39 protein-coding genes are annotated in these 24,216 nt (G+C 64.1%); 34 read left to right on the top strand and 5 right to left on the bottom strand.

Translation table 11 applies throughout. The annotated features are described in order from the left end of the window. Nucleotides 1–74: 74 nt before the first annotated feature. The 3 genes from KU884_RS12555 to KU884_RS12545 are packed head-to-tail and all read right to left on the bottom strand — an operon-like array spanning nt 75 to nt 2,411. Nucleotides 75–1,136: a GGDEF domain-containing protein gene (locus tag KU884_RS12555; RefSeq protein WP_167782944.1), complete on the bottom strand. Its 1,062-nt coding sequence runs from the start codon at nt 1,134–1,136 to the stop codon at nt 75–77. Continuing rightward, nucleotides 1,133–1,366, bottom strand: a complete 234-nt coding sequence (locus tag KU884_RS12550; protein ID WP_167782943.1) for a DUF4175 domain-containing protein — start codon at nt 1,364–1,366, stop codon at nt 1,133–1,135. Before KU884_RS12550 ends, KU884_RS12555 begins: the two co-directional genes overlap by 4 nt. Nucleotides 1,367–1,379: 13 nt before the next feature. Then, the gene (locus tag KU884_RS12545; protein ID WP_167782942.1) at nt 1,380–2,411 is read right to left on the bottom strand and encodes a phosphoribulokinase; all 1,032 of its coding nucleotides are present in this window, start codon (nt 2,409–2,411) and stop codon (nt 1,380–1,382) included. A gap of 123 nt (nt 2,412–2,534) precedes the next feature. Here KU884_RS12545 and rraA point away from each other — a divergent pair, with 123 nt between their 5' ends. From rraA to KU884_RS12435, 22 genes are all read left to right on the top strand, one after another. After that, nucleotides 2,535–3,020: a ribonuclease E activity regulator RraA gene (gene rraA / locus KU884_RS12540; protein WP_167782941.1), complete on the top strand. Its 486-nt coding sequence runs from the start codon at nt 2,535–2,537 to the stop codon at nt 3,018–3,020. A 19-nt stretch (nt 3,021–3,039) separates the two neighbouring features. Beyond that, nucleotides 3,040–3,501, top strand: coding sequence for a CBS domain-containing protein (locus KU884_RS12535; RefSeq protein ID WP_254432050.1), 462 nt, complete (start codon nt 3,040–3,042; stop codon nt 3,499–3,501). After that, a complete protein-coding gene (locus tag KU884_RS12530) occupies nt 3,498–3,884 on the top strand; it encodes an RNA-binding S4 domain-containing protein (protein ID WP_167782940.1) in 387 nt (128 codons plus the stop codon). The genes KU884_RS12535 and KU884_RS12530 overlap by 4 nt, the downstream gene beginning before the upstream one ends. A 396-nt stretch (nt 3,885–4,280) precedes the next feature. Further along, nucleotides 4,281–4,784, top strand: coding sequence for a transcription/translation regulatory transformer protein RfaH (gene rfaH / locus KU884_RS12525; protein ID WP_167782939.1), 504 nt, complete (start codon nt 4,281–4,283; stop codon nt 4,782–4,784). 726 nt (nt 4,785–5,510) lie between these two features. Next, on the top strand, nt 5,511–5,882 hold the full coding sequence (locus KU884_RS12520; RefSeq protein WP_217351363.1) for a hypothetical protein: 372 nt from the start codon (nt 5,511–5,513) through the stop codon (nt 5,880–5,882). Next, a complete protein-coding gene (locus KU884_RS12515; protein ID WP_217351362.1) occupies nt 5,882–6,169 on the top strand; it encodes a hypothetical protein in 288 nt (95 codons plus the stop codon). The genes KU884_RS12520 and KU884_RS12515 overlap by 1 nt, the downstream gene beginning before the upstream one ends. Next, on the top strand, nt 6,093–6,719 hold the full coding sequence (locus KU884_RS12510) for a reverse transcriptase domain-containing protein (RefSeq protein WP_254432049.1): 627 nt from the start codon (nt 6,093–6,095) through the stop codon (nt 6,717–6,719). The genes KU884_RS12515 and KU884_RS12510 overlap by 77 nt, the downstream gene beginning before the upstream one ends. Before the next feature lie 332 nt (nt 6,720–7,051). Next, nucleotides 7,052–7,294 (top strand): prevent-host-death family protein, encoded by a 243-nt coding sequence (locus tag KU884_RS12505; protein ID WP_167782938.1) that lies wholly within the window; start codon nt 7,052–7,054, stop codon nt 7,292–7,294. Continuing rightward, on the top strand, nt 7,294–7,683 hold the full coding sequence (locus KU884_RS12500) for a type II toxin-antitoxin system VapC family toxin (protein WP_167784245.1): 390 nt from the start codon (nt 7,294–7,296) through the stop codon (nt 7,681–7,683). The genes KU884_RS12505 and KU884_RS12500 overlap by 1 nt, the downstream gene beginning before the upstream one ends. 255 nt (nt 7,684–7,938) lie before the next feature. Further along, entirely contained in the window at nt 7,939–9,393 is a 1,455-nt protein-coding gene (locus KU884_RS12495) for an MBL fold metallo-hydrolase RNA specificity domain-containing protein (protein ID WP_167782937.1), read from the top strand. 93 nt (nt 9,394–9,486) lie between these two features. Further along, a complete protein-coding gene (locus KU884_RS12490; protein ID WP_167782936.1) occupies nt 9,487–9,831 on the top strand; it encodes a nucleotidyltransferase family protein in 345 nt (114 codons plus the stop codon). Then, nucleotides 9,821–10,165 carry a DUF86 domain-containing protein gene (locus tag KU884_RS12485; protein ID WP_167782935.1) on the top strand — a complete coding sequence of 115 codons (345 nt, stop codon included), beginning with the start codon at nt 9,821–9,823 and terminating at the stop codon, nt 10,163–10,165. Before KU884_RS12490 ends, KU884_RS12485 begins: the two co-directional genes overlap by 11 nt. A 93-nt stretch (nt 10,166–10,258) precedes the next feature. Then, nucleotides 10,259–10,720 carry a hypothetical protein gene (locus tag KU884_RS12480; RefSeq protein ID WP_167782934.1) on the top strand — a complete coding sequence of 154 codons (462 nt, stop codon included), beginning with the start codon at nt 10,259–10,261 and terminating at the stop codon, nt 10,718–10,720. A 116-nt stretch (nt 10,721–10,836) separates the two neighbouring features. After that, on the top strand, nt 10,837–11,073 hold the full coding sequence (locus KU884_RS12475; protein WP_167782933.1) for a type II toxin-antitoxin system Phd/YefM family antitoxin: 237 nt from the start codon (nt 10,837–10,839) through the stop codon (nt 11,071–11,073). Further along, nucleotides 11,070–11,456, top strand: a complete 387-nt coding sequence (locus KU884_RS12470) for a type II toxin-antitoxin system VapC family toxin (protein WP_167782932.1) — start codon at nt 11,070–11,072, stop codon at nt 11,454–11,456. Before KU884_RS12475 ends, KU884_RS12470 begins: the two co-directional genes overlap by 4 nt. 125 nt (nt 11,457–11,581) lie before the next feature. After that, nucleotides 11,582–11,989 carry a nucleotidyltransferase domain-containing protein gene (locus KU884_RS12465; RefSeq protein WP_167782931.1) on the top strand — a complete coding sequence of 136 codons (408 nt, stop codon included), beginning with the start codon at nt 11,582–11,584 and terminating at the stop codon, nt 11,987–11,989. Next, the gene (locus KU884_RS12460; protein WP_167782930.1) at nt 11,977–12,405 is read left to right on the top strand and encodes a DUF86 domain-containing protein; all 429 of its coding nucleotides are present in this window, start codon (nt 11,977–11,979) and stop codon (nt 12,403–12,405) included. Before KU884_RS12465 ends, KU884_RS12460 begins: the two co-directional genes overlap by 13 nt. Nucleotides 12,406–12,542: 137 nt before the next feature. After that, nucleotides 12,543–13,031 carry a type VI secretion system tube protein Hcp gene (locus KU884_RS12455; RefSeq protein ID WP_167782929.1) on the top strand — a complete coding sequence of 163 codons (489 nt, stop codon included), beginning with the start codon at nt 12,543–12,545 and terminating at the stop codon, nt 13,029–13,031. A 15-nt stretch (nt 13,032–13,046) separates the two neighbouring features. Beyond that, nucleotides 13,047–13,769 carry a hypothetical protein gene (locus KU884_RS12450; protein ID WP_167782928.1) on the top strand — a complete coding sequence of 241 codons (723 nt, stop codon included), beginning with the start codon at nt 13,047–13,049 and terminating at the stop codon, nt 13,767–13,769. Nucleotides 13,770–13,900: 131 nt separating this feature from the next. Further along, the gene (locus KU884_RS12445) at nt 13,901–14,629 is read left to right on the top strand and encodes a tetratricopeptide repeat protein (protein WP_167782927.1); all 729 of its coding nucleotides are present in this window, start codon (nt 13,901–13,903) and stop codon (nt 14,627–14,629) included. Nucleotides 14,630–14,686: 57 nt separating this feature from the next. Beyond that, the gene (locus KU884_RS12440) at nt 14,687–14,941 is read left to right on the top strand and encodes a DUF4258 domain-containing protein (RefSeq protein WP_167782926.1); all 255 of its coding nucleotides are present in this window, start codon (nt 14,687–14,689) and stop codon (nt 14,939–14,941) included. A gap of 2 nt (nt 14,942–14,943) precedes the next feature. Continuing rightward, nucleotides 14,944–15,135, top strand: coding sequence for a DUF2283 domain-containing protein (locus tag KU884_RS12435; protein WP_167782925.1), 192 nt, complete (start codon nt 14,944–14,946; stop codon nt 15,133–15,135). A gap of 85 nt (nt 15,136–15,220) precedes the next feature. Here the strand turns inward: KU884_RS12435 and KU884_RS12430 are convergent, their stop codons facing one another. Both KU884_RS12430 and KU884_RS12425 read right to left on the bottom strand, forming a co-directional pair. Continuing rightward, nucleotides 15,221–15,607: a type II toxin-antitoxin system VapC family toxin gene (locus tag KU884_RS12430; protein ID WP_167782924.1), complete on the bottom strand. Its 387-nt coding sequence runs from the start codon at nt 15,605–15,607 to the stop codon at nt 15,221–15,223. Beyond that, nucleotides 15,591–15,851, bottom strand: a complete 261-nt coding sequence (locus KU884_RS12425) for a type II toxin-antitoxin system Phd/YefM family antitoxin (protein ID WP_217351500.1) — start codon at nt 15,849–15,851, stop codon at nt 15,591–15,593. Before KU884_RS12425 ends, KU884_RS12430 begins: the two co-directional genes overlap by 17 nt. Nucleotides 15,852–16,030: 179 nt before the next feature. Here KU884_RS12425 and KU884_RS12420 point away from each other — a divergent pair, with 179 nt between their 5' ends. The 12 genes from KU884_RS12420 (at nt 16,031) to KU884_RS12365 (ending at nt 24,182) form a co-directional block, all read left to right on the top strand. Further along, nucleotides 16,031–16,255 carry a type II toxin-antitoxin system Phd/YefM family antitoxin gene (locus tag KU884_RS12420; protein ID WP_217351360.1) on the top strand — a complete coding sequence of 75 codons (225 nt, stop codon included), beginning with the start codon at nt 16,031–16,033 and terminating at the stop codon, nt 16,253–16,255. Further along, on the top strand, nt 16,252–16,422 hold the full coding sequence (locus tag KU884_RS12415; RefSeq protein ID WP_167782921.1) for a type II toxin-antitoxin system VapC family toxin: 171 nt from the start codon (nt 16,252–16,254) through the stop codon (nt 16,420–16,422). Before KU884_RS12420 ends, KU884_RS12415 begins: the two co-directional genes overlap by 4 nt. Before the next feature lie 348 nt (nt 16,423–16,770). Beyond that, nucleotides 16,771–18,105, top strand: coding sequence for an IS110 family transposase (locus KU884_RS12410; RefSeq protein ID WP_167782920.1), 1,335 nt, complete (start codon nt 16,771–16,773; stop codon nt 18,103–18,105). Nucleotides 18,106–18,277: 172 nt separating this feature from the next. Then, nucleotides 18,278–18,514: a type II toxin-antitoxin system Phd/YefM family antitoxin gene (locus KU884_RS12405; protein WP_167782919.1), complete on the top strand. Its 237-nt coding sequence runs from the start codon at nt 18,278–18,280 to the stop codon at nt 18,512–18,514. Continuing rightward, nucleotides 18,514–18,939 carry a type II toxin-antitoxin system VapC family toxin gene (locus KU884_RS12400; protein WP_167782918.1) on the top strand — a complete coding sequence of 142 codons (426 nt, stop codon included), beginning with the start codon at nt 18,514–18,516 and terminating at the stop codon, nt 18,937–18,939. Before KU884_RS12405 ends, KU884_RS12400 begins: the two co-directional genes overlap by 1 nt. Before the next feature lie 107 nt (nt 18,940–19,046). Next, nucleotides 19,047–19,445 carry a nucleotidyltransferase domain-containing protein gene (locus KU884_RS12395; RefSeq protein WP_167782917.1) on the top strand — a complete coding sequence of 133 codons (399 nt, stop codon included), beginning with the start codon at nt 19,047–19,049 and terminating at the stop codon, nt 19,443–19,445. After that, complete coding sequence (locus KU884_RS12390; RefSeq protein WP_254432048.1) at nt 19,442–19,858, top strand: DUF86 domain-containing protein; 417 nt, start codon at nt 19,442–19,444, stop codon at nt 19,856–19,858. Before KU884_RS12395 ends, KU884_RS12390 begins: the two co-directional genes overlap by 4 nt. A 185-nt stretch (nt 19,859–20,043) precedes the next feature. Next, complete coding sequence (locus tag KU884_RS12385; RefSeq protein ID WP_167782916.1) at nt 20,044–20,373, top strand: nucleotidyltransferase domain-containing protein; 330 nt, start codon at nt 20,044–20,046, stop codon at nt 20,371–20,373. A 39-nt stretch (nt 20,374–20,412) separates the two neighbouring features. Continuing rightward, a complete protein-coding gene (locus tag KU884_RS12380; protein WP_167782915.1) occupies nt 20,413–20,823 on the top strand; it encodes a nucleotidyltransferase domain-containing protein in 411 nt (136 codons plus the stop codon). A 307-nt stretch (nt 20,824–21,130) separates the two neighbouring features. After that, complete coding sequence (locus tag KU884_RS12375) at nt 21,131–22,036, top strand: Wzz/FepE/Etk N-terminal domain-containing protein (protein WP_167782914.1); 906 nt, start codon at nt 21,131–21,133, stop codon at nt 22,034–22,036. A 296-nt stretch (nt 22,037–22,332) separates the two neighbouring features. Then, on the top strand, nt 22,333–23,703 hold the full coding sequence (locus tag KU884_RS12370; RefSeq protein WP_167782913.1) for a hypothetical protein: 1,371 nt from the start codon (nt 22,333–22,335) through the stop codon (nt 23,701–23,703). 158 nt (nt 23,704–23,861) lie between these two features. Continuing rightward, nucleotides 23,862–24,182 (top strand): MarR family EPS-associated transcriptional regulator, encoded by a 321-nt coding sequence (locus KU884_RS12365; RefSeq protein WP_167784243.1) that lies wholly within the window; start codon nt 23,862–23,864, stop codon nt 24,180–24,182. The last annotated feature ends 34 nt before the right edge of the window (nt 24,183–24,216 follow it).

Genomic DNA, 24,216 nt, shown 5'->3' with positions numbered 1-24,216 from the left:
CATCAACCGAAGCCCTTGAAGGTGCATCAAGATGCACCCTACGGGCGTTGCGGATCGTAGCGTGGTGCGCTTCGTCACCCCGCCCGCTGGGCGATGGTCACGGCATTGCCGCCGGCCTCCCGGGAGAGCTGTACCGCGCTGTCGGCGGCCAGCAGCAGCTCGTCCGGGGAAATGGCGAGCTCGGGGTAACCCGCCACGCCGATGGACGCGGGGATGCCCGGGACGCGACCGTTGCTCAACGGCAACTCCACGGCATTGATCAGCTCGCGCAGTTCCTCGCCCCGCAGGCGGGTGTCATTGAGGTCCGCCTCGGGCAGGAGCACGATAAACGTATCATCGTCGATGCGGCAGGCGGCATCGGAGCCGCGGAAGGCAGACTGGAGCAGTCCGGCGACACTCTGTAGCAGCCTGTCGCCGGCGGTACGGCCATGCTCGCCGTTGAAGGCCGCCATGCCGTCCATGTCGATCTGCAGAACGCCCAGGGGTTTCTTGTTGCGCCGACAGCGGTGCAACTCCCGGCGCAGGGTGTCTTCCATGTAGCGGCGATTGAACAAGCCGGTGACGGAATCCCGCACCGACCGGTGCCGGGAGACGCTCTGCAGATGCACGCCGCCCAGTGCCAGCGCGGTGATGTCCACCAGCATGCGGGCGACGGCAGCCTGTGCGGCGTCGTCCCGCGTGGGAAGCCACAAGCGGCATTCGCCCAGACTGAGGCCACTGCCGGCGAGGCTCAGGCACAAGTCCGGTTCGGCATCACCGCGGCTCAGGGCTTCCAGCTGTTCGGGCATGGCCGGTGGCCGGCCACTGCCCTCGACCCAGTGTTGATCCCCATGCCAGAAGGCCGCGAGGCTCGGTGCGTCGCCCTCGGCGGAGCGCAGCAGAACGATGCCCCCGGAGCCCGGAATCAGGCGCTGCATGGCCCTGTTCAGTTCACCGAGCACGCCGCGCGTGCTGGCTGCGCCGGCGATGGCCGCCACGCTGTCCCCCAACGCAGACAGCAGCCCGGGGCCGCTCGCAGTCCCCGCGTCGGCCGCCTGCTCCCGCGCCACGGCCAACTGCTCCGCTGCCCGGGCCTGCGCTCGGGCAGCGGCGTCGAGGACGGCCTGGAGATCCTGCGGCTCGTTGGAGTCGTTCATGCCTTGTCCTCGTCGTCACCACGCGCTTTCCGGGCCGCCGAGCGTACCTGACCGTAGTGCCGCAGCGCCATGATGGGCGAACCCACCAGGAATACGGCAATCAGCACAAAGGCGATCAGCATCGCCCAGTCGGGCAGAACCGGCCATATCCAGGTGGCGAATGCGTAGAGCAGGAACACGTACAGGCCCACGATGACGGCGGATACGGCAACGGCGATCAACAAGCGCATGTTCGTCGGTCCACTACCGGAGGTCTTCCGCCTGCCATTCCATGAGCTTGGCCCGCACGTGACCGAGGAACGGCCACGCCACCAGCGACTGGGCAAAGCGCATGGTGGAGTTCTGTGCCTCTTCCGTGACCAGGCAGGCCTCCAGATCCTCGGCAATGCCGGTGAGCTGCATGATGTCCTCCTCGATGCGCTGCATCGCCTCCAGGGGCATTACGCCGTCCATGTGGGTGACGTTCACATGCTTGCCCCAGTAGCTGCTGGGCACGGCGGCGAGCATGAACGGCCGGGTGCCGGCATCCATGACGGCATTGAGGTTCACCGGCAAGTTCAGCGCCGGCAGGGGCAGATCCGAAGGCGTCAGCACGATCTCCAGGTGGTAGCAGTTATCCGGCACGGAACCCGCGTACTTCTGGTGAGCGAGCTGGGCCAGCTGACTTTCGTGGATTTTCACCACCACATCGGCACTGGTCTTCTGGAAATCGATCCACTGCTTGTAGGCTGCCTCGCGACGCTGGATCTCGTCCTCCAGTTCGCCGGGGTCATGGCCGCGGTAGGAGACATCCCGCTCGAACTTCCAGCGCCACTTCACCTCCCGGTCCGTGTCCACATACAGGCTGAAATCCAGGTGCGGCAACAGGTGCTGGTAGAGTGCATGCAGCCCCTCGATGATGACCACCGGCGTCGGCCGCACGATCTGCGGTGCATCGAAGCACCCCGTCTGGTGGTTGTACACCGGAACCTCCACCGGGCGGCCCTTGCGCAGGGAGCGCAGATGCTCTTCCACCAGGTCCAGGTGATTGTTGCCCGGGTCCAGCGGCAGCCGGCCGCTGCGGCGGCGCTGGGCCCGGTCCTCGCGGTGGTAGCCGTCCAGCGGGATGGAAGTGACCATGTCATTGCCCAGCAGTCGGCGAATGCCATGGGTATAGGTGGTCTTGCCGCTGCCGCTGTCCCCCGCCACGCCCAGCAGAATAGGGCGCCGGGCCGACTGCAGCTGCGCGCGCAGAGGCTGGGCGTCCGGCTGGTAGTCGGGTGGCGTGCTGGTCATGGGGGTGATACTCCTCGCCTGGACGGTGGTGCGGACGCTCCCGTCCCGCACGCGGGGTGACATTTCACCGCAGGTTTCTTACCTTTGGTAACTTTCCCAGAATAACGCATCTCGAGGAGTTCCATGAGCCTGAAGACAACCGACCTCTGCGACGACCACTCCGATCACCTGGCCATCGCCACGCCACTGTTCCGGGATTTCGGCGGTCGCCGCCAGTTCCACGGCCCCATCAGCACCGTCAAGGTGTTCGAGGACAACTCGCTGGTCCGCGCCGCGCTGGAAGAGCCGGGCGAAGGCCGCGTCCTGGTGGTGGACGGCGGTGGCTCCATGCGCTGCGCCCTGCTGGGGGACAACCTCGCCGAGATGGGCCGCCAGAACGGCTGGACAGGCATCGTGGTCTATGGCTGTATCCGTGACTCCGCCGACCTTGCCGACATGGATATCGGCGTCAAGGCGCTGAACACCCACCCCCTCAAGAGTGTCAAGAAAGGGGAGGGGGAGCGGGACGCGTCCGTGACCTTTGCCGGCATCACCGTCCGCGCGGGGTCCTATCTCTACGCCGACGAAGACGGCATCATTGTGGCGCAGCAACCGCTGCACAACGATTAAGAACAAGGGGGAGATTCGCATGGATCAGCCGGTAAGCAAGCTGCTGGAGAAGCGGCCGGGCGACCTGCACACCGTCGAGCGCGATGCCACCGTTGCCGACGCGGTGCGGACGATGAACCAGGCCCGCGTGGGCGCGGTTGCCGTGATGGACAAAGGCCATCTGGCAGGCATCTTTACCGAGCGCGACGTGCTGCGGCGCGTGGTTGAGAGCCACCGCAACGCCGACGAGACACCCGTGGCCGAGGTCATGACCAGCGACGTGGTGGTAATCAAGCCCACGGATACCGTGCAGCACGCCATGGTGCTGGTGAACACCCGCAACTGCCGGCATCTGCCCGTCATGGACGGTGACACCCTGATCGGCATGGTCTCCGTGCGCGATCTCATCGGCGCCGTGGTGGACGGCCAGGAGCACCGCATCGCCGAACTCACCGACTACATCTACGGCGGATACGGGGTACAACCTCGCGTTGATGCATGAGTGACGAAGGTGTCCGCGTGGACAAATGGCTCTGGGCGGCGCGGTTCTTCAAGACCCGCCGCCTGGCCACCGAGGCCATCCAGGGCGGCAAGGTGGAGCTGAACGACACCCGCGCGAAGCCGGCCAAGACCGTGCGTCCCGGGGATGAGCTGCGCGTCCGCAAGGACGCCTACGAGTTCCACATCATCGTGCGCGATCTCTCGGAGAAACGCGGTCCCGCAAAGGTGGCCGAGAGCCTCTACGAGGAAACCCCCGAGAGCATCGCCCGCCGGGAAGAGACCCGCGAACAGATCCGCGCCCAGAACGCCGCCTTCCCCCAGCCGAAACAGCGCCCCGACAAGCACGACCGCAAGCACCTCGCCCGGTTCAAGCGCGGCGACTAGCGGCGGGCGGCGTGCCGCCGGGCGCATCCCGGTGAACCGCGCCGCCTCCGATTCCTCCCCCGCGGGGAAATCGGGCCCCGGAAGGTGCATCAAGATGCACCCTACGTTCCCCCGGGCCCGGCCAGTGGGCGTAGGGTGCATCTTGATGCACCATCAAACCCACGCCCGGAGCGGCCGCCGCTCTCGAATCCGACAAAATTCAGGGCTTCGATAAGCCGCCTTGGTTTGCATGTATGGAGGCGGCGGACCTGAAGGTCCGCCCTACAGCCCTACAGATGCGCCCTGCCATTGGTCTTCATTTGGTAAACTGCCCAACAGCGCTCACAGCACCGTAGGGCGGACCTTCAGGTCCGCCGTGATCAGCCAGGAATGCAACTCCAAGGCGCAGGAGGCCCCATGCGGCACTGGTACGCCGTCCAATGCAAGGCCAACGAGGATGCCCGGGCCGAGCAGAACCTGCAGAACCAGGGTTTCAGCGTCTTCCGGCCCATGGTCCGCCAGCGCCGGCGCCGTGGCGGTCGCATGACCACCGTCACCGAATCCCTGTTCCCGCGCTACCTGTTCGTGGACCTGGACGACGTCAACGAGAACTGGGCGCCCATTCGCTCCACCCGCGGCGTGCTGGGCCTGGTGCGCTTCGGCACCTATCCCGTGCCCGTGCCGCTCTCCGTGGTCGAGACCATCCAGGCCCAGATCGACCCGGAAAGCGGCTGTGTGGATCTCACCACCAACACCGATTACACTCCGAACCAGCGTGTGCGCATCACCCAGGGCCCCTTCGCCGGCCACGAGGCCCTGTTCCAGGCCCGCAGCGGTGAAGAGCGCGTCGTCGTGCTCCTGGACATCATGCACCAGTCCCAGCGCATCACCCTTTCCGAACACGCCATCGACCGCACCTGACCCCCAGAGCAGATCCGTAGGGCGGACCTTCAGGAGCGCCAGGCGAAGCCTGGTCGCTTGGGATTGGTGGCATGGAGGCGGCCATGAAATTGCGAGAGGGACCCAGCGGGCCGTTGAGCCCGCCCGGTAGAGGTTGGCCACCAGCCGGAAGCGAGTCTTGCGCTGCAGTGGGTAACTGCTGTGGTGAAGCGTAGACAGCGAGTGTCCAGGCTGCGTGATTGAGCCCCGAAATCCGCGACATTGTGGGTGCCGACGGTGTCTGAAGACCGGAAGGCAGTAACGCTGCACTGTAGAGGCCTGGTGTGGTGTGCCCGCCGGGGTCCGAGAGCGGGGCATGGGCACATTGGGGTCCCCCAGGAACCTGGGAGGGCCTGTCGTCTCCGCCTAAGAAGTAGACGGTGCGGGCGACCGCTGATCCGCAGTCCGGGCCAGTGGTGGGAGCGTCCTCCTGCTGCTGGAGCGAAGGCTGAGGGCGCTGCGGCGGTATGGTGCTGCGAGGACAGCCAGAGCGGTGCCAGACGGGCGGCAGGCAGTCGGAGTCTCCCATAGTACCGGAGCAGCCGGGGAACGCGCCCCAGCGGACCCGGTGAAGGGGAAGGGGAGACCGTGTGAGTGGAGCTGTTGGAGGGACCGATGGCGGAGGCATTGGACTCTGATCTCATCTCAACGCGATGCCAACAGATAGCGGATCTGGCGCGGCGTCTTCCGGACAGGCCGCTTTTGACGTTGGCCCATCACATTGACGAGGCGTGGTTGCGTGAGGCGTATCGACGCACGCGCAAGGACGGGGCGCCGGGCGTTGATGGTCGCACGGGTGCCGCCTACGGCGAGGAGCTTGAGGCGAACCTGAGCTCGCTGCTGGAGCGGGCGAAGTCCGGGGCGTACCGGGCGCCGCCGGTGCGGGGCACCTCGATCCCCAAGGGTGACGGGAGCGAGCGCCGAGCGCTCGGCATTCCGACGTTTGAGGACAAGGTGCTCCAGCGGGCGGTGGCGATGGTGCTGGAGGCGGTCTACGAGCCGGAGTTCCACGAGGGCTCGTACGGCTTCCGCCGGGACGCTCGGCGCACCAGGCGCTGCAGGCGGTCTGGCGGCCGTTGATGGCGATGGGCGGTGGCTGGGTGATTGATCTTGACGTGCGCAAGTTCTTTGACCGGGTCGACCATGGTCTGTTGCGGGAGGTGCTGCGTCGGCGGGTACGTGACGGCGTGCTGGTTCGGTTGATCGGCAAATGGTTGAACGCCGGCGTGCTGGAGGAAGGGCAGTGGCGCCAGCCTGGCGGGGCACCCGCAGGGCGGGGTGATCTCGCCGATGCTCGCCAACATTTTCCTCCACGAGGTGCTGGATACGTGGTTCGAGGACAGTGTCCGGCCCCGGTTGCGCGGTGAGGCGCACCTGGTGCGTTTTGCCGACGATGCGCTGCTGGTGTTCGCCTGCGAGAGCGATGCCCGGCGGGTGATGGAGGTGCTGCCCAAGCGTTTTGCGCGCTACGGGCTGGAACTCCACCCGGAGAAGACCCGGGTTGTGCGGTTCGACCGGCCCGGATCGGGCGGAGGACCGCACCCGGAGACCTTCGATTTTCTCGGCTTCACCCACTACTGGGGGCGGTCGAGGCGAGGGCGCTGGGTGGTCAAGCGCAAGACGGCGCGGGATCGGCTGCGCCGGGCCATGCATGCAATCGATCGTTGGTGCTGTGTGATGCGGCATCACCCCGTGGTTGAGCAGTGGCAAGCCCTGAACCGCAGACTCCGGGGCCACTACGCCTACTTCGGCGTGCGTGGTAACTTTGCAGCGATCGACCAGGTCCGCTCCCAGGCGATGCGCTCCTGGCACCGATGGCTGTCGCGGCGCTCGCAGAAGGCGGCGATCCCGTGGTCGGAGTTCTCCCGGTTCCTGGAGTGTTACCCGCTCGCCCGGGCCAGGATCTGCGCCACGTAGCGAAGCCACTCACACGAGGAGCCACTTGCGGGAAACCCGCACGAGTGGATCTGTGGGGGGCCGGCCGGGTAACCGGCCGGCCTACCCGACGTCCGCCGATGGGGCCTCGATGAGCCGAAGTGGTATGCATGCTAGGCAACGGCGGACCTGAAGGTCCGCCCTACAGGGCTCAACAAATGCCGCACAGCCGGATCCCCGGCACCGGTAGTCAGGGTGCATCTTGATGCACCGTGCGGCCCAAAAGCCGCTCGCCCAAGGGCGCCGCCCAGGCCTCGACACTCCCGCCTCGATCATCTAAAGTTTCACCATAAAGTGTAACGACGGGCGCCAACATGGAAGCCACCACCAAAGACCTCCGCCTTCACACGGCCGAAATCCTGGCAGCCGCTGATCGCGGTGAAACCGTATACATCACCTATCGCGGAAAGCGCCGCGCGGTGCTGCAGGGTTGGCAGCAGCCTGCCGCCGAGCAAGCTGGCAACGGCATCAACCCTGCGTTCGGTCTGTGGGCCGACCGGGAAGAGGACGTCGGGCAGCAGGTCAGAGACATGCGCAAAGGGAGGCAACTGCCATGATCCTGGTGGACACGGATGTCGTGATCTGGAACCTGCGAGGAGATCACAGGGCCGCCAAGTTGCTGGACGGTGCCCGGGGGTTTGCGATCTCCGCAGTAAGCTATATGGAACTCCTGCAGGGGCTGCGCGACAAAAAGGAACTCCGACAGCTTCGGCAGGCCTTCCAGTACTGGCACGCGGATATCATCCACGTCAGCGAGGCCATATCGGCCCGCGCGAGCTTTCTCATGGAAGAGCATGCCCTGGCCGACTCCCTGCAACTGGCGGATGCCCTTATCGCCGCTACCGCCATGGAGACGGGGCGCGAGCTGATTACCGGGAACGTCAAACACTACAGACAGCTCCCGGGGCTGGCGCTGCGCCCCTTCCGGCCTGCTCAGCGGACCTGAAGGGCCGCCTCCCGTCGACATGCAGCCCGCGGCGGCAACCCCGCGGAACGAGCGTAGCGCGCAGGACGGACCTGTAGGGCGGACCTTCAGGTCCGCCGTTAGAGACATGCTAGCCAAGTTGGCTTATCGAAGCCCCATAGGCGGACCTGAAGGTCCGCCCTACGAGTTCGCTCGACGAGTTGGTTCGCCGAGTGTTGCTGTCATGACGCTGCCGATACACTATCGAACTTACAACGAACGACCGAGGACCAGGGAATGGACCACGCCATCATCACCCATCACGGCGGCGCCGATGGCGTCACCGGAAGCTGCCACCGCCTGCAGATCGCCACGGACCGCGCCCTTCTGGTGGACTGCGGCCTGTTCCAGGGCGAGGACACCATCGAGGACGACCACCTCGAGCAGCACCATGTCGACTTCCCCGTGGCCGATCTCCTGGCGCTGATCGTCACCCACGTGCACATCGACCACATCGGCCGGTTGCCTTATCTGCTGGCCGCCGGCTACCAGGGGCCGATCCTCTGCTCCGTGCCCTCCGCGCGGCTGCTGCCGCTGGTCATCGAGGACGCCCTGAAAATCGGCTTCACCCGCGACGAGCGCATGATCCAGCGTTTCCTCGCCGAGGTGGAACAGCGCCTGGTGCCGCTGGACTACCGGGACTGGCATACCCTGGTCGATGATGATCGTCACCGCGTCCGCATCCGGCTCCAGCGCGCCGGGCACATCCTCGGCTCGGCCTACGTGGAAGTTGACGTCCAAGATGTGGCGAGCGGGGCAGGGGAGCGCATCGTGTTCTCCGGCGACCTGGGCGCCCCGCACGCGCCGCTGTTGACGGCACCGAACCCCCCGCACCGTGCCGACCGCCTCGTCCTGGAGAGCACCTACGGGGACCGCAACCATGAGGGGCGGCATGATCGCCGTAAACGGCTCAAGGCCGCCATCGACCGCGCCCTCGAGAACCGCGGCACCGTCATCATCCCCGCGTTCTCCATCGGCCGCACCCAGGAGCTGCTCTACGAGCTGGAAGGGCTGGTCCACAGCGGAACACCCGGCACAGACTCTACCGACTGGCCCAACCTGGAGATCATCGTCGACTCGCCCCTGGCCGCCCGCTTCACCCGGGTCTACCGCGACCTCAAGCCCTACTGGGACGCCGAGGCCCACAAGCGCCTGCGCGCCGGCCGCCACCCGCTGGACTTCGACAACCTCTACACCGTCGACGACCACGATGAACACCTGCAGACCGTCGACTACCTGGCCCGCACCGGCCGCCCGGCGGTGGTCATCGCCGCAAGCGGCATGGCCGCCGGCGGCCGCGTCGTCAACTACCTCAAGCGCATGCTCGGGGACGAACGCCATTGCGTGCTGTTCGTCGGCTACCAGGCCGCCGGCACCCCCGGCCGCGCCATCCAGCAGTACGGCCCCGGTGGCGGCTGGGTGGAACTGGACGGCGAACGCCACACCATCCGCGCCCGCGTGGACACCATCCGCGGCTACTCCGCCCACGCCGACCAGGCCGGCCTCCTGCGCTTCGTCCGCCGCATGCGCCGCCCGCCGCACACCATCCACCTGGTCCACGGCGAAGCGCATGCACAACGCGCCCTCAAGGCCCGAATCGAAGCATGGGCGGCGGAAGCAGGGCGTCAGCTCACGGTCCGCATCGCGGAGTCACGCACTCCTCCTGCCGAGGCCCGAAGTGATCGCGGCTGAAGCCGCTCCCACACCCACAATCACCGCTCCCATTGCGGGAGCGACGTCAGTCGCGACTAGTACGTTCTCAGTCGAGACGAGTAGACTTCACATATGAACGCCGATGATCAACCAGCCTTGTCCAAGTCGACATTGCTCCGGCAGTTGGGTGTTTCCGAAAGGGACATCGAAGACGTTTGCAGCCAATACGGCATCAAGCGGCTGACCGTTTTCGGGTCAGCGGCGCGTGGGGAAATGAGACCGGACAGCGATGTTGATCTCATGATTGAATACAGCATGAATGTCCAGCCGTCCCTCGGGGATTTGGCAGAGGCACGAGACGCATTCATGCGACTGTTCGGGGGAAGGGACGTCGATCTGACAACCCCAAGCATCCTGCGCAACCCCTATCGGCGGAAGGCTATCGAAAGGGAAAAGCGAGAGCTTTATGCGGCATGAGGATCGTGATCCGGCCTATCTCTGGGACATGCTCGAGGTCTCGCGAGAGCTGGTTGAAATGAACGCGAATGCCTCCCGCCGCGAGTTTCTCAGCAACAGGATGCTCCTGAGAGCAACAGAGCGAAATCTGGAGATCCTGGGGGAAGCTGCCACGCGGGTATCGCTGGCGCGGATGGAGAAAACGCCAGAGATTCCTTGGCGCCGTATTATTGGGCAGCGGAACGTTCTCGCGCATGAGTACGGTGATATTGATCACGAACTACTGTATGAAACGGTGCGCCGGGATATCCCCGACTTGATCGATACACTGGAGAGCCTGTTGGCGAACAAGTAGATTACGAAAGTTGTCATGTGCCAATGCCATGCGACTTTCCGCTGAGTACGGATGCGAGGCAGACAGACCGAATCGACGAACTGGAGGATCCCCATGACCGAAGTCGATCTCGACGACCTTGCATCCTCTGTCGAATACGTCAGTGACGGTATTGCCTTCGATGCCGCCGCGTTCGTTCATCGCGCGACCGGCGAAATCGGCTGGTATGGCGAAGCGATGGATGATGAAGTTCGAGGCGAAGCCTGGCCGAGCCTGGAAGAGGCCGACGACTCCGACGACTACATCGCTGTCCCGGAGAAAAGCGATCTCATGATCACCGGGAAACCCCTGGCCCTGCGTTTCGCGTACCAGCATTTGTCCGAGGACGACGTGACCGAAGTCGAGCGGTATTTCGCGCGCAAGGGGGCTTTCCGTCGATTCAGGGCGCTGCTGGACGAACGGGATCTCCTGACAGCCTGGAACCAGTACGAGGACCGAATACTCAAGGACGCTCTGGAAGAGTGGTGTCACGAAATGGGCCTACAGCCCGTCCGCCGCTCCAGCGATGCGCGGTGATCACAGCCACGGGGCCGCGCGGCCGGATATGCCGCACCGGCCCGGAGCGCTGTCTTGTCCGTGCTGACTCACTCCGACTACAATCGGGCTAATCTAGCTAATCACTGGTGTGCCCGATGCAAGTCAACATGCACGAAGCGAAAAGCTCCCTGTCCCGCCTCGGTGAACGCGTGATCCGCGGCGAACGCGTGGTGATCGCCCGTGCCGGAAAACCGTACCTGGAACTGATGCCCTACCGCGCCAGTGGTGGAACGCGGACGCCCGGCCGGCTTAAGGGTCAGATCCGGATGGCCGCGGATTTCGATGACCTCCCGGAGGAGGTCATCAGGGCATTCTCCGGCGAGGCCGAATGAGAAGGCTCCTGCTCGATACACACGTGCTGCTCTGGTGGCTGGCGGATGCCCCGTCGCTGGGCCAGCACGCACGCGAGATCCTGTCGGATGCCCGGCACGAGGTGTACGTCAGCGCTGCCTCGGGCTGGGAAATTTCAATAAAGAAGGCCCTGGGCAAACTCGAGGCCCCGGACGACCTGGAAACCATCATCGAAGAGGAAGGTTTCCAGCTGCTGCCGATCAGCTTCTTTCATGGTGAACAAGCAGGCGCCTTGCCACCGCACCATGCCGACCCCTTCGACCGCATGCTCGTGGCGCAGGCACAGGCCGAAGGGCTGGTGCTCGTGACTGCAGATACTACCATCCCCAAGTACGGCGTGCGCACGCTGACAGCCGCGCGATAGCAGGGACATTCTCAGTCGCGGCTCCGCGACGCGTGGAGAGTGCCCGTACATCGCGGCTAAAGCCGCTCCCACAACAGCCACGGCGCCGAGCGGCCGTAATTGCCCGAAACTGTTAAAGTAAAAGGATGGAGACGGCGCCCCAGAATCCGGAGTTGCACTCTGTCGGCCAGCGGCTTGCCGAAGACGAGGATATCCTCGTGGGAATCGCGTTCGGGTCCATGGTCAACGGGACCGCCACCCCCGAGAGTGATCTCGATGTCGGCGTGCTGTGTGCCCGCCCGCTTTCCGCCGACAGGCGTCGGGCGTTGATTCATGACCTGGGCCAATGCACCGGGCGCCCCGTGGACTTGGTCGACCTCCGCACCGCGGGCGTTCCCGTGCTCCGGGAAGCGCTGCGCCATGGAACTCGCCTGTTATGTCGGGATCGCCGCGCCTACGACGGCCTTGTCTCACGTCTGCTGGTCGATACCGAGGATTTCCTGCCCTACCGTCAACGTATTCTCAAAGAGCGCCGCGACGCATGGACCCGGTAATCCTGGCGGAAAAGCTAGAAGCGCTGCGTTGGTGCGTCCGGCGTATTGAAGAGCGTCGGGCGGCGTCCGCGAACGCACTCCGCGAGGATCTAGACCGGCAGGACATCCTCAGCGTGAATCTCACACGGGCCGTGCAGCTATGCGTGGATATGGCCGCACATGTTCTATCCGACACCAGCCAGCCTGCACCGCAGACCATGGGGGAAGCGTTCGACCTGCTGTGTGCCGAAGGCATCATCGACGCCGGATTGCGGGACCGCATGCGAGCAGCAGTTGGTTTTCGCAATGTCGCCGTGCACAGCTACCAGGCGTGGGAGCGACGTAAGTCGCGACTCGCAGGGTGCATCTTAATGCACCGGCCAGGGCAGTCCCTCCCCTTGCACCCAGGCCCGCCATCACCTAAATTTCTCTCCTGAACCAACCAGCAACTGCCCACGGAGAGGGCAACCCCGGGCTCCACCCCGGCACAGGGAACGTGATCCACGCAGCGTGTTCCTTCTCCCTCTCCACAGTTTCTGGTTCAGCCCACATGTTCAGCAGGGAGAGCGGAACAATGTCCATTTTCATGGCCATGCCCAACGTCCAGGGGTCTGTCGCCGACGCCGGACACGCCGGCTGGTTGCCCGTCGAGACCATCGAGTGGGGCGTGCAGCGGCAACTTGCCTCGCCCTCGGGCCGACGAGGCCAGCGGGAAGCCAGCAACACGGAATTCCATCAACTCACGGTGCGCCGGCCCTCCGACCGCGCGACCCCTGCCCTGGTCCTCGGCGCCTGCTGCGGCCGCGGGCAGACCGTCACCCTGCGGTTCACCCGCACCGGTCATGGTAACGGGGCCGAACCCTACGCCGAATACGTTCTCCACAACGCATTGCTGAGCGAGTACACCGTACGCGCCCGTGGCCGGGGCAACGCCTGTCCGCTGGAGACGTTGCGCCTCAGCTTCACGGCGGTGGAGATGAAATACGTGGGCCAGGACGCCGATGGCAATGCCGTGGCGCCGGTGGTGGTGGGATTCGACAGCACGCGTAATCGTCGCTCGTGAGGAAGGAGAGAAGCCATGGCTGTGGCACGCACGGAAGCAGCAGCGTCACCGATCGCGAAGGCGATTCGGTGGATTGTCGGGAAAATCGTAGAGGAGGCAGTCGAGCCGGCGCTGGCGGAGAATTTCGGTCGCTCGGCGTCCGCGCTGGATTACCGGCTCGAGGCAATGAAGACGCTGGACGAAGTGACCAGCGATTATTTCGAAGCCTATCGGGATGTTCGTCGAAACTTTGAAGAGCATGGGCACGAACCTGGTCGCAGCGACGCGTTCGTCACGTGCAACCGCTATTTCCGGTTGCCCGAGATCCAGGAGCTGGAGCGTCTTATTGATGAAATCCGCGAATTGGCCGAGGTGTCCGCGACGCTTGAGAGCGAGGTGGTCATGCGCATCGAGGCGGATCTGGAAGAATCTCAGCGGCAAGCGAGCGAGCAGTTGGGTCACGAAAGCTATGTTCGAGGTAAACGCCGATCTCGAATCCGTGTTCCCAACCCGGAGAAATCCCGAGATCTTGCTGCAAGGCTGTCGATGCTACGCGCGCATGGTTTCCAGAACCAGGCGGAAGATCAGGAGCGCGAGCGAGAACTGACCAGGGAGAAGGGCGATCACATTCAGGATCTTGGTGCCAAGGCGATCGGGCGTCTGGAAACGGTCAAGGCAGCTATAAGGCGCCAGGATGGCGTCTTCGTGTATCTGGATAAGGAGCTATGCAAACAATGGCAGGATGCGCTGGAGTTATGACATCGACGTGTTCGCGGCTGGGGTGGCCTGGCCTTCTCGCATTCGTGATTGCTGCCCTCGGCCCAGGTATGGGGGTTGCTGCCGAAGCTGATGCAAGGCCGTTCTCTGACCGCGTTGACGATTTATACGATGTGCTACAGACCCTTGATTTTGAGGAAAGGGCGGAATTCTGCAGCGCGTACCCGGATCTTGAAGACAGTGTCGAAGCCAGGGACTGGATTCGTTTGCAGCAGGCGACCTGCCGCTCGGTGCTGACTCTTGAAGACCCCCACCCCGACATGTACTTCTACGCCGCCCGCCTCCAGTATCGATCCGGGATGCTGCGGCACAGGGTCCACGAGTTTCTTCGCCAAGGCGCCGAGCAGGGCAGTGCCAAGGCTCTGACGGCTTTGGGCTGGATGGAATTCAAACGAAATGAAGACGAGCAAGCCATGGTTGACGCCTACGAGCGCGCCGCTGCCATGGGTGATCCGGTCGCGATGACCGAGCTTGCCCGCTACATCGCTGCCGTCGATTACCTGCGCTACAGCCCCGGGCGAGAGTGGGACTACGAGCCCGCCTTCCAGCTCCTGGAGGAGGCCAGCGCCATGGGTTACCCGCTGGCCGACCTGATTCTCGGGCAACTCCACGGATTTCACGCGAATATGGAGAAGGCGGAGACCTACCTGCGTTCTGCCGCCGACAACGGTGTTGAGGCGGCTTACAGTGCGCTGGAACGGCGAGGTTTCGATGTCGAGCGGCCCGCCGATGACACCGAGTCCCGCTACCCCTCCCATTACCCCTGGGACCTGGTGATGTACCGCCGCCCCGAGCACGCCCCGGAAGGAGCGTTCGTCCGGTCCAACACGAAGAGGGACTGAGCGATCTGAAGGCGTTTCACCGGCAGACCCGATTTCCCATTGGCAGCGTGAACAAGGATGTTTTCCAGAAGGTTTAACAGAGCGGTTGATGTTACCCGGCACGCCAGAGAGCGCATGGCTCAAAGAAACGTTACGGATGTCATGCTCCTTGCGCTCTTGGCAGAGGGGGCAGTTCGCCATAAGGACGAGAGCCGGCTTTGGGTTGCGAAGTCTTTCCGCGGGCGCGACTATAACCTGGTGTGTGCTGCCGTTGTGCTGGAAGACCGGCTCATAGTCAAAACGGTGATGCACCACTTCCGTTGGGAGGACTGAGCATGCGCACAACTTACGACGCGGCCGATGACATTCTCGTCCTGCACCTGTCGGACAAGCCCATTGTCCGGGAAGCATCTCAGGATTGGCATACCCACATCAGCTATGCCGACGACGGGACCATCGTGGAAGTCGTGGTTCTGGAGGCGTCCAGGCAGGGAGCATGGCCATTGTTGCGAAGCGATGCGGCGTAGCTCTCCCGCAGGAGACAGCCCCGGACGGTGCGTTCGTACGCTCCAACGCGGTACCGAAATGAGCGGCGACCCGTGTGAAACAGCATTAAACACGCCGCACCGGCCCGGGATAACGCGCAACGATCTCATCGGCTGTCAGGAGCAACACGCCCTCGCTCTCCGCCTGCGCCACCAGCAAGCGGTCGAACGGATCGCGATGAATGGCCGGCAGGTGGCTCACTGCCAGGGTGTGTGCACCGGTGATCGCCAGTTCGCGGTAGCCGTTCTCCAGCAGGCCCCGACGTAGCAGATGCGGTTCGACATGGAAGTCGTCGCGTCCGAGCCCATGCTTGATGGTCACCTCCCAGATGCTGGCGGCACTGAACCACAGCACGTTGCTCGCGTCGGTGATCAGATCCCGGGCTGCGGGTGAGAGTCTGTCGGGCTGGCCCGCAGCCCAGAGCAGGAGATGCGTATCAAGAAGCAGAATCATCCGAGCCCTCGAACAGGTCGCTGATCTCCTGTTCGCCCATGCGATCGAAATCGTCGGGTACCTTCACCTCGTTCTGGAGGAACCCCAGGCGCCGGGTGGCGGAGGGCTCCGGCGCACCGATGCCGGTGACGCGGGCAATGGGCCGCCCGGCCTTGGCGATGATGAACGGCTCACCCCGGGCTGCCTTCTCGAGTAGCCGAGAGAGATTGGTCTTGGCCTCGTGGATGTTGACGGTTTCCATAATGTCCTCAAGTTAGTCTTTCCGACTTAGTTTATCAGATTCGATGCCATTTCACTGGAGCCCTGCGCAAGCGTGCATCCTCGGTACCGGAATGCGCGGAGCGCTGTCTTGTCCATGCGGACTTAGTCCGACTACAGTCGGGCTAATCTAGCTAAGCACTGGTGTTCCCGATGCAGGTCAACATGCACGAAGCGAAAAGCTCCCTGTCCCGCCTCGGTGAGCGCGTGATCTGCGGCGAGCGCGTGGTGATCGCCCGTGCTGGAAAACCGTACCTGGAACTGATGCCCTACCGTGCCAGTGGTGGAGCGCGGACGCCGGGCCGGCTCAAGGGGCAGATCAGGATGGCCGCGGATTTCGATGACCTCCCCGAAGAGGTCATCAGGGCTTTCTCTGGCGAGGCCGAATGAGAAGGCTCCTGCTCCAAACACACGTGCTGCTCTGGTGGCTGGCTGATGCCCAGTCGCTGGGCCAGCACGCACGCGAGATCCTGTCGGATGCCCGGCACGAGGTGTACGTCAGCGCTGCCTCGGGCTGGGACAGGTACGGCGTGCGCACACTGACAGTCGCACGATAGCAGTCGCGGTCGCGGCTCCACGACGCATGGAGAGTGCCCGTACATCGCGGCTGAAGCCGCTCCCACAACAGCCACGCCAACCGGCGCGAAGGCGCCGTAGGAGATTCCGCATCAACGCTGTTGGTGCGCTGTCGCGCAGCAAACATGGTGCAAGATAGGCGGGCGCACGGAGAGCAGAGGCCAGACGCCGCACTGGTGTGCATGCACCCGCGTAGGAGAGTGGCCCGCACGGCATCGGCGTGGAGTCGTTGAAGGCACGGCACTGGCCGTGACCTCGTATGAGAGAGTGAGCCCTACCGCCGCCGTGTCTCCCCGTACGCCCTTGTGATCATCATGTGAGGAACGGACATGGCAGGCAAGAGGCAGAAGCGGCGGTTGGAGGTGGTGCATCCGGATTGTGCCGGTATCGATGTCGGGGGTCACGAGCATTGGGTGGCGGTGGATCCCGGGCGTTGCGAGGTCTCGGTGCGGTGTTTCAGCGGTTTCACCGACGATCTACAGGCGCTGGCCGACTGGCTGGAGTCGCTGGGGATCACCCAGGTGGCGATGGAGGCGACGGGGGTGTACTGGATTGCGCCCTTTGAGGTGCTTGATGCGCGGGGCTTTGAGGTTCTGCTGGTCAACTCCCGGGCGACGCGGCAGGTCTCGGGGCGCAAGTCCGATGTGCTCGACTGTCAGTGGATCTGGCAGTTGATGAGTCACGGTCTGTTGAGCGGGGCCTTTCGCCCGGGTGATGCGGTGTGCACGCTGCGTGCGTTCGTGCGCCAGCGCAGTCGCCGGATCCAGGCCCAGTCGTGGTGTCTGAACCACATGCACAAGGCGCTGGCGCAGATGAACGTGCATCTGGGCCATGTCGTCAGCGACCTCAAGGGCAAGACGGCGATGCGCATCCTGCGGGCGATTGTCGCCGGTGAGCGGGATCCGTGGCAGCTCGCCACGCTACGCGATCGGCGGCTGCGCGCCGACGAGGCGACGGTCGCGCGCAGCCTGCATGGCAACTGGCGCGTCGAGCATCTCTTTGCCCTCGAGCAGGCACTGGCGCACTTTGATTTTCTCGAGCAGCAGATCGGCGCCTGTGATCGGGCGATCCTCTCGGCACTCGAGGCACTGCCCGTGCGTGCCTGTGCCCCGACTGAACTCGCCACCCCCTCGCGCAGCGCCCACCGCAGCGCGGCCGAGCAGCGCCGGCTCCAACAGGCACTGGTCCAGGCCATGGGGGTCGATCTCAGCGCCATCCCATCGCTGGGTGTCGACACCGTGCTGGTGATCGCCGGAGAAATCGGCCCCGACCTCTCGCGCTTTCCCTCCCAGGCGCACTTCTGCTCCTGGCTCGGGCTCGCGCCACCGACCCGGATCTCGGGTGGCAAAGCCCTCAGCGGGCCGGGGACGAAGGTCAACAACATCGCCGCCCAGGCACTCCGCCAAGCCGCCTCGAACGCGCGATCGAGTCGCAGCTTCATCGGCGCCGCCCATCGCGCAAGACTGACACGCATGGACACCGCCAAAGCGATCAAGGCCACGGCCCACCAGCTCGCCCGGCTGATCTATGCCATGCTCACCCGTGGCCAGCCCTACGTCGAGAAAAGCATCGAGGCCTTCGAGACCACGCGCCATGATCGCCAACTCCGGGCCCTCCAGCGCAAAGCCCGGAAACTCGGCCTGGACCTGGTGCCAGCGGCATGACTCAATATGAAACAGCCCCTGTCAAAACAATGACCTGGCAGATGTTTGATGAGAGCGGCGCAAGCCGCGACCACCACCCCACTGTGGGAGCGACGTCAGTCGCGACTTGCACTGCATTGCCCTCATGAGTTCTCACTGCGTACACTATCCGTGTACACGCAAGGAGAAGGCCATGATCTCCATCAACGTCCGTAGCATGCGCGGACAAATCTCGAAAATCCTGGATCGCGTGCAGGCCGGCGAGGAAGTCGTGATCGTACGGCGTGGTCAGCCCGCAGCCCGGATCATCCCGCCCACGAGCGGAACGGTCCGTTTCGAGCGCCATTCCGAACTGCGCGAGCAGTTACCGCCCATGCACGAATCATCCGGCGAGTTCACGCGTCGGCTGCGGGAGGATGAGCGGTACTGATGCTCTATGCGGATACCAGCGCCCTGTTGCCATACTATCGGCAAGAAGTCTCCAGTCTCGCGATTGAAGAGCTGTTTCTTGCCCAGAGCGAGCCGGTCATCATCAGCGAACTGTGCCGCGTCGAGTTCGCATCGGCGCTGTCGCGCTGGGTGCGTACGGGCGAGTTGACCGAGCCGCAGGCCAACCGCGTGGAATCGGCCTTCCACGATGACGTGGCGAAAGGGTGCTTCCGGGTCACCGGTGTCGGGGTCGAGCTGTTCCAGCGGGCGCAGCACTGGTTACTGATGAGGCGAACCTCCCTGCGCACCCTGGACGCATTGCAACTTGCCTGCGCCGAGGCGAGCGGCGCCCGGTTGGTCACGCTGGATCATGGGTTATATCGCGCTGCCGACTATCTGGGCATACGAACGTACCGATTCCCATAGCGCGATCCCGATCACTACACCGATGACGCGGGAGCGACGTCAGTCGCGTCTCATCCGGCGCTTGCGCCATGCTACGCTGTTCGGGTACAGGTTTCGGCGTGACATTCATGGATCACGAGCATCTCCTTCAGCGTCTGCAGGCCGTCCTCGGTGAACACCGGGATGCTGTGGCGTGCGCCTATCTGTTCGGCAGCCGGGCCAGAGGGCAAGGCCGCCCGGTCAGTGATGTGGATGTGGCGGTACTCTTTCGTCAGCCTCAGGGGAGGGAACTGCTCGGCCCCGGGGTTAGTCTCAGGGCGGACATGGAGGAAAGTCTGGGGCTGGAAGTGGACCTGATCGACCTGCAAGCCGCCCCCGTGGATCTGGTCCACCGCGTGCTCCGTGACGGGGTGCTTTTGATGGATGCCGCCCCGGAACAGCGGATCGCGTTCGAAGTCGACGCCCGGAACCGCTACTTCGACCTGCTCCCGTACCTGCAGGAGTACCGGAAAGGAACGCCGGCATGATTGACCAGGCGCTTCTCGACAAGAAACTCGCGTTCATCGAGACCTGCGTCCGGGAGCTTCAGGACCTGGCAAGGCCTGAGCTGATCGGTGAGGATGTGCGCGAAACCCGCTTCGTCGAGCACACACTGCAGCTCGCCATTCAGGCAGCGCTGGATGCAGCCTCCCACGTGGTGTCGTCAGAGCGCCTGGGCGAGCCGCAAACGAATCGTGCACTGTTCCAGAGCCTGGAGCGCGCAGGGATTCTCACGCCGGATCTCGCGCGTTCCCTGTATGCCATGGCCGGTTTCCGGAACATTCTCGTCCACGGCTATCAGGAAGTGGACCCCGCCACGGTCCGGGATATCGTCGCCAATCATCTGGACGATTTACTGGCCTTCGCAGCGAGCATCCGTGCACGGCAGGAGTTGACGTAGAGGTCCCGAGGATCCTTTGTGTAAATCCCGACGGAACCGCACGGGGCTTACCGGACCGGGGTCTGGGCCGTTTCTGCCAGGCGCTGGAATACATCGCGGCTAAAGCCGCTCCCACAGCCACGCCGACGTCCCCTGAGACGTTGTAGGAGCGGCGCAAGCCGCGACACCCCTCTCCCGTCGCGAATGTGACGCCACCCCGGCAGCCACGGCGCCGCGCGGCCAGGACCGCCACCCCCGAGAGTGATCTCGATGCTGGCGTGCTGTGTGCCCACCCGCTTTCCGCCGACAGGCGTCGTGCATTGATCCATGCCCTGGGCCAATGCACCGGGCGCCCCGTGGACCTGGTTGACCTCCGCACCGCGGGCGTTCCCGTGCTCCGGGAAGCGCTGCGTCACGGAGTTTGCCTGTTCTGCCGGGATCGCCGCGCCTACGACGGCCTTGTCTCGCGTCTGCTGGTCGATACCGAGGATTTCCTGCTGCCGCACCCGGCCAACGGCCACGCGGCGCTATGTTAGGCTACCTTGACGTTCTTACGAGCAGAGGCCCCGGTCGCCATGCACCCCGCCAAGGAGATCAAAGCGCGCCTCGATCCGGTCCTCCAGAAGTACCCGGAGGTTCAGGCGGCGTTTCTTTTCGGCTCCCAGGCCGAAGGCAGGGCGACGGCGGAAAGCGATATCGACCTGGCTCTGGTCGGACCGCGGGAGCGGCTGGCCCATCACAAGCTTGATCTACTGACTGACCTGACCCGTGCCGGGCTGGACAACGTTGATATCGTTATCCTGGATGGTGCTGATACGGCGCTGCGCTTTGAGGCAGTGCGTCCGAATTGCCTTGTCTACGCCACACCGGAGTTCGACCGCGGGAGCTATTACTCGCGTGTCCTCCGCGAGTACTTCGATTTCGAGCCCTATCCTCGCATGCAGCGCCAGGCGCTGCGGGAGCGGTTGACCCGTGGTCAGGCCTGAAGTCATTCGCAGGCGCCTCGAGATGCTCCAGGAGTACATCGGGATCCTTGAGCACATCGCGCACGCAATACTCGGAGAGTGAATTCCTCGGCAACCAAGTGCGCTAGGGCAGCGCCGAGCGATTTTTGTGAGAGCTAGACCGCCCCCCTAAAACCCGCAAACCGCACTGACCCGAACTACACTTTTCCTGCAACGTGGCGTCGCAAACAGGCAACGTGTTGCGGAGCAAAACCGGCTGGCGTGTCATACCAATGCCGCACTGCGGCAATCGTTGCCCCCGCCTTCGGTGATATTACAGAGAGCCCTCATGCGTCACGACGACAACGCCCCGGGAACCGACAATTACCCTAGCCGGCGTGAAGCCGGGTTCTCCGAACGCCGCGCGACCGACGACGAGATCAGCCTCTACGACCTCTGGGACGTCCTCGTTCGCCGGTTACCCGTGCTGATTGGGGTCGGAGCGTTGGTCACGCTTGCGGGCCTGGCCTATGCGCTGATGCAGCCGTCGGAGTATCAGTACCGCTCGGGTCTGGACCTCCCGCGCGCCTACGATCCGGACAAAGGGCTGAATGTCGTTGTCTCCCGGCAATCCGCGATCGCCGCTCTGGAAGATGTCGTCATCCCGGAGCAGCGCGAACGTCTATTCAGCGATGAAGATCGTGGCCCGCGCGTGGAGGTGCGTGAGCGCGGTGCTGAACACAGCCTGGTCCTGCAATCCAGCAGCACGCCCGAGCGTGCCGAACGGGTGGCGCGCCTCCACGAAGCCGTCATCGAGTCCTTGTCCGAGCGTATAGAGGGCGGTGACTACGAGCGACACCTGTCCGCCCTGATCCGGCCCTACGAGAACCGCAGAACCATGCTCGAGGAGCAGATCGACGTATTGGCCAGCGAACTTGCAAGCCTGAACAACCGCCTTGACGGAGCGGATGGAGTCGGCAGCCTCGTTGTTGCCCAGCAATCGGGTGACATCCGCCGTGAACTGGCCGAACTGCGGAGTCGGCGGGTTGACGCCGACTCGGCGATCGAGTCCATTCGTGCAACCAGTCATGGTACCGAGCAAAGATTCCTCGCCAGCGAATCCGAGACCCCCTCAGGCCCCGGCCGCACCTTGATCATGGCTCTCACCGTTGTCCTGGCCGGCATGCTGGGCCTGTTCAGCGCCTTCCTCTGGGAGTTCGTCTGCAACGCCCGGCGATCCCGCACCAGCACTTAGCACGCCATCCCCGCGACGGTGTGAACACGGTGAGCGTTTCACCCGCTCGCCGGCTAATTTCCGAAATTGCGAACTCGCGCACACGCTCTGCATTGCACCGATCAGTCTGTTGCGTTGTAATGCTCACCCGCTGCTCAACCAATGAACGGGCGCCTCCCTGCCGACCGCTGACCAAAGCGGCGACCGCCTGTGATCGAGCACCCCGATACATACCGATCCTGACCGCCAATGGGGAGCAACACCCCAGGCGGTAGCGTGATCGAAACACTGATGGAACAACGCCACACAGGGACTCTATGGACGACTCCAACAACGATCCCAACAACGGCCGCAACTACCCCAGCCGCCAGGACGCAGATTTCCCGGAGCGCTACACCGCCGACGACGAGATCAGCCTCTATGATCTCTGGAACGTCCTCGAGCGCCGCTGGTACGTCATCGTCGGCGTTTTCCTGGTCGTGGTCGGACTGGCTTTGGTCTACGCCCTCAACCAGGAGGCCACCTACCAGTTCCGCACCGGCCTGGAGATTGGCACCCTCGGCTCCGCGGACTCCCTGGTGGAGACACCCAACGAGACCCGCAACCGCCTCCGCGAGTCCATCATCCCGGCTGCCCGCGCGGAACTCTCGGGTGAAATGGAGAGTGTGCCCCGCATCAGCATCGGCGGCGGCGAAGAAAGTTCACTGATTGTGCTCTCCACGGAAGGGGCAACCGAGCGCGCCGACGATATCGAGGAACTGCACACGCAAGTCAGCGAGCGCCTCCAGGAGGCGCACAGGCGAGTCGCCGACTCCCGGCTCAACCGCCTGCAACTGGAAAAAGAAGGCCTTGAGGACGAACTCGAATACCTTACCGATGAGCGCGTGGTGGCCTCCCGTCGCGAGGATTTGCAACAACGCATCGCGAGTGCCGAAGAGCGCATCAGCGAACTGGAGGAAGAGCGCGAAGAGACCCGCGAAAGCCTGGAAGCCGGCCGTCGAGAACGCGAACGACGGCTGGAGGCGCTCGCCGAGGAACGTGAAGTCGCCGCATCAGAGCTGGAACGCCTGGACCAGCGCGGCGAGATCCTGCAACGGCGCATCGAGGCCACGGAAGAGCTTCTGGCCGACCTGCGCCGCAACCGCACCCAGCTCATGAGCAACGGCGGCAGTGACCCGACCATGGCCCTGTTCCTGGGTACCACCGAGCTTGATCACGTCCAGGGCCGGCTGGACGGTCTGGAGGACCAGTACAACTTCGAGCTTCCCCGTCAACGCGACGAACTGCGCACCGACCTTGAAGACATCCGTCGCGACCGCGAGGGCATCCAAGACGAACTCACGGAACTGCGCATCGAGTTGGAGAACCTGGAAAGTCGGTTCGAGCGCCGGATTGCCTCTCAGCAACGCACCATCAGCGAACAGGAAACCGCACTGGCCCGCCTGGAAGCCGATCTCCAGCAGGAGCGTCGGGGGAAGGAGCGCGACATCCGGGATATCGATGCACAGATGGACGACATCGTCGTCACCTCGGCCAACTTCGTCAGCGTCCGCTCCGTCGAACAGACCGGCACCGGCCGCAGTCTCATCCTGGCCCTGGCCATCGTCCTCGGCGGCATGCTCGGCCTCTTCAGCGCCTTCTTCTGGGAGTTCGTCACCAACGCCCGCCGTTACCGAAGGCAATCGTAGGGTGCATCTCGATGCACCGCTCATACGCCGCGTTCAAAACGGCGACACATTGCGTAACGCCGCAGTATCATGCTCCAATACACCGCGTTCAACAAATGAACACATGCCGGGGATGAACCAAACCTATAGGTCCATCCCCGGCGGTAGCGTGCCCAAACATTTTGTCTGACCACACCCACTACCAGCTCCTCAAGCTCCTCGAAGCCAACCCCCACATGAGCCAGCGCCAGCTCGCAGAAGCGGCCGGCGTCTCAGTGGGCAAGATGAACTACCTGCTTCGGGGGCTGGCGGACAAGGGCCTGGTCAAGGCGGAAAACTTCCGCCGCAGCGACAACAAACTCGCGTATCTCTACAAACTCACCCCGGCCGGCGTCACCGAGAAAATGCGCGTCACCCGCCGCTATCTCGCAAGACGCAAGGCCGAATACGAGGCCATCCGCGAAGAAATCGCCACCCTTCAAAAGGAACTCGGCGAGTAGGGTGCATCTCGATGCACCGATGAGCCTCCTGGGC

Origin of the sequence: Aquisalimonas sp. 2447 (genome assembly GCF_012044895.1) — a bacterium.
Taxonomy (GTDB): Bacteria; Pseudomonadota; Gammaproteobacteria; order Nitrococcales; family Aquisalimonadaceae; genus Aquisalimonas.
The sequence above is the reverse complement of the archived record's forward strand: the minus strand, read 5'-3'. Positions and strand labels throughout refer to the sequence as shown.

Bases quoted from the DNA above. Each gene is read 5' to 3' on its own strand.
- KU884_RS12555 (WP_167782944.1), bottom strand. From the start codon at position 1,136: ATGAACGACTCCAACGAGCCGCAGGATCTCCAGGCCGTCCTCGACGCC.
- KU884_RS12550 (WP_167782943.1), bottom strand. From the start codon at position 1,366: ATGCGCTTGTTGATCGCCGTTGCCGTATCCGCCGTCATCGTGGGCCTG.
- KU884_RS12545 (WP_167782942.1), bottom strand. From the start codon at position 2,411: ATGACCAGCACGCCACCCGACTACCAGCCGGACGCCCAGCCTCTGCGC.
- rraA (WP_167782941.1), top strand. From the start codon at position 2,535: ATGAGCCTGAAGACAACCGACCTCTGCGACGACCACTCCGATCACCTG.
- KU884_RS12535 (WP_254432050.1), top strand. From the start codon at position 3,040: ATGGATCAGCCGGTAAGCAAGCTGCTGGAGAAGCGGCCGGGCGACCTG.
- KU884_RS12530 (WP_167782940.1), top strand. From the start codon at position 3,498: ATGAGTGACGAAGGTGTCCGCGTGGACAAATGGCTCTGGGCGGCGCGG.
- rfaH (WP_167782939.1), top strand. From the start codon at position 4,281: ATGCGGCACTGGTACGCCGTCCAATGCAAGGCCAACGAGGATGCCCGG.
- KU884_RS12515 (WP_217351362.1), top strand. From the start codon at position 5,882: ATGGCGATGGGCGGTGGCTGGGTGATTGATCTTGACGTGCGCAAGTTC.
- KU884_RS12510 (WP_254432049.1), top strand. From the start codon at position 6,093: ATGCTCGCCAACATTTTCCTCCACGAGGTGCTGGATACGTGGTTCGAG.
- KU884_RS12505 (WP_167782938.1), top strand. From the start codon at position 7,052: ATGGAAGCCACCACCAAAGACCTCCGCCTTCACACGGCCGAAATCCTG.
- KU884_RS12495 (WP_167782937.1), top strand. From the start codon at position 7,939: ATGGACCACGCCATCATCACCCATCACGGCGGCGCCGATGGCGTCACC.
- KU884_RS12490 (WP_167782936.1), top strand. From the start codon at position 9,487: ATGAACGCCGATGATCAACCAGCCTTGTCCAAGTCGACATTGCTCCGG.
- KU884_RS12485 (WP_167782935.1), top strand. From the start codon at position 9,821: ATGCGGCATGAGGATCGTGATCCGGCCTATCTCTGGGACATGCTCGAG.
- KU884_RS12480 (WP_167782934.1), top strand. From the start codon at position 10,259: ATGACCGAAGTCGATCTCGACGACCTTGCATCCTCTGTCGAATACGTC.
- KU884_RS12475 (WP_167782933.1), top strand. From the start codon at position 10,837: ATGCAAGTCAACATGCACGAAGCGAAAAGCTCCCTGTCCCGCCTCGGT.
- KU884_RS12470 (WP_167782932.1), top strand. From the start codon at position 11,070: ATGAGAAGGCTCCTGCTCGATACACACGTGCTGCTCTGGTGGCTGGCG.
- KU884_RS12465 (WP_167782931.1), top strand. From the start codon at position 11,582: ATGGAGACGGCGCCCCAGAATCCGGAGTTGCACTCTGTCGGCCAGCGG.
- KU884_RS12460 (WP_167782930.1), top strand. From the start codon at position 11,977: ATGGACCCGGTAATCCTGGCGGAAAAGCTAGAAGCGCTGCGTTGGTGC.
- KU884_RS12455 (WP_167782929.1), top strand. From the start codon at position 12,543: ATGTCCATTTTCATGGCCATGCCCAACGTCCAGGGGTCTGTCGCCGAC.
- KU884_RS12450 (WP_167782928.1), top strand. From the start codon at position 13,047: ATGGCTGTGGCACGCACGGAAGCAGCAGCGTCACCGATCGCGAAGGCG.
- KU884_RS12440 (WP_167782926.1), top strand. From the start codon at position 14,687: ATGTTTTCCAGAAGGTTTAACAGAGCGGTTGATGTTACCCGGCACGCC.
- KU884_RS12435 (WP_167782925.1), top strand. From the start codon at position 14,944: ATGCGCACAACTTACGACGCGGCCGATGACATTCTCGTCCTGCACCTG.
- KU884_RS12430 (WP_167782924.1), bottom strand. From the start codon at position 15,607: ATGATTCTGCTTCTTGATACGCATCTCCTGCTCTGGGCTGCGGGCCAG.
- KU884_RS12420 (WP_217351360.1), top strand. From the start codon at position 16,031: ATGCACGAAGCGAAAAGCTCCCTGTCCCGCCTCGGTGAGCGCGTGATC.
- KU884_RS12415 (WP_167782921.1), top strand. From the start codon at position 16,252: ATGAGAAGGCTCCTGCTCCAAACACACGTGCTGCTCTGGTGGCTGGCT.
- KU884_RS12410 (WP_167782920.1), top strand. From the start codon at position 16,771: ATGGCAGGCAAGAGGCAGAAGCGGCGGTTGGAGGTGGTGCATCCGGAT.
- KU884_RS12405 (WP_167782919.1), top strand. From the start codon at position 18,278: ATGATCTCCATCAACGTCCGTAGCATGCGCGGACAAATCTCGAAAATC.
- KU884_RS12400 (WP_167782918.1), top strand. From the start codon at position 18,514: ATGCTCTATGCGGATACCAGCGCCCTGTTGCCATACTATCGGCAAGAA.
- KU884_RS12395 (WP_167782917.1), top strand. From the start codon at position 19,047: ATGGATCACGAGCATCTCCTTCAGCGTCTGCAGGCCGTCCTCGGTGAA.
- KU884_RS12390 (WP_254432048.1), top strand. From the start codon at position 19,442: ATGATTGACCAGGCGCTTCTCGACAAGAAACTCGCGTTCATCGAGACC.
- KU884_RS12380 (WP_167782915.1), top strand. From the start codon at position 20,413: ATGCACCCCGCCAAGGAGATCAAAGCGCGCCTCGATCCGGTCCTCCAG.
- KU884_RS12375 (WP_167782914.1), top strand. From the start codon at position 21,131: ATGCGTCACGACGACAACGCCCCGGGAACCGACAATTACCCTAGCCGG.
- KU884_RS12370 (WP_167782913.1), top strand. From the start codon at position 22,333: ATGGACGACTCCAACAACGATCCCAACAACGGCCGCAACTACCCCAGC.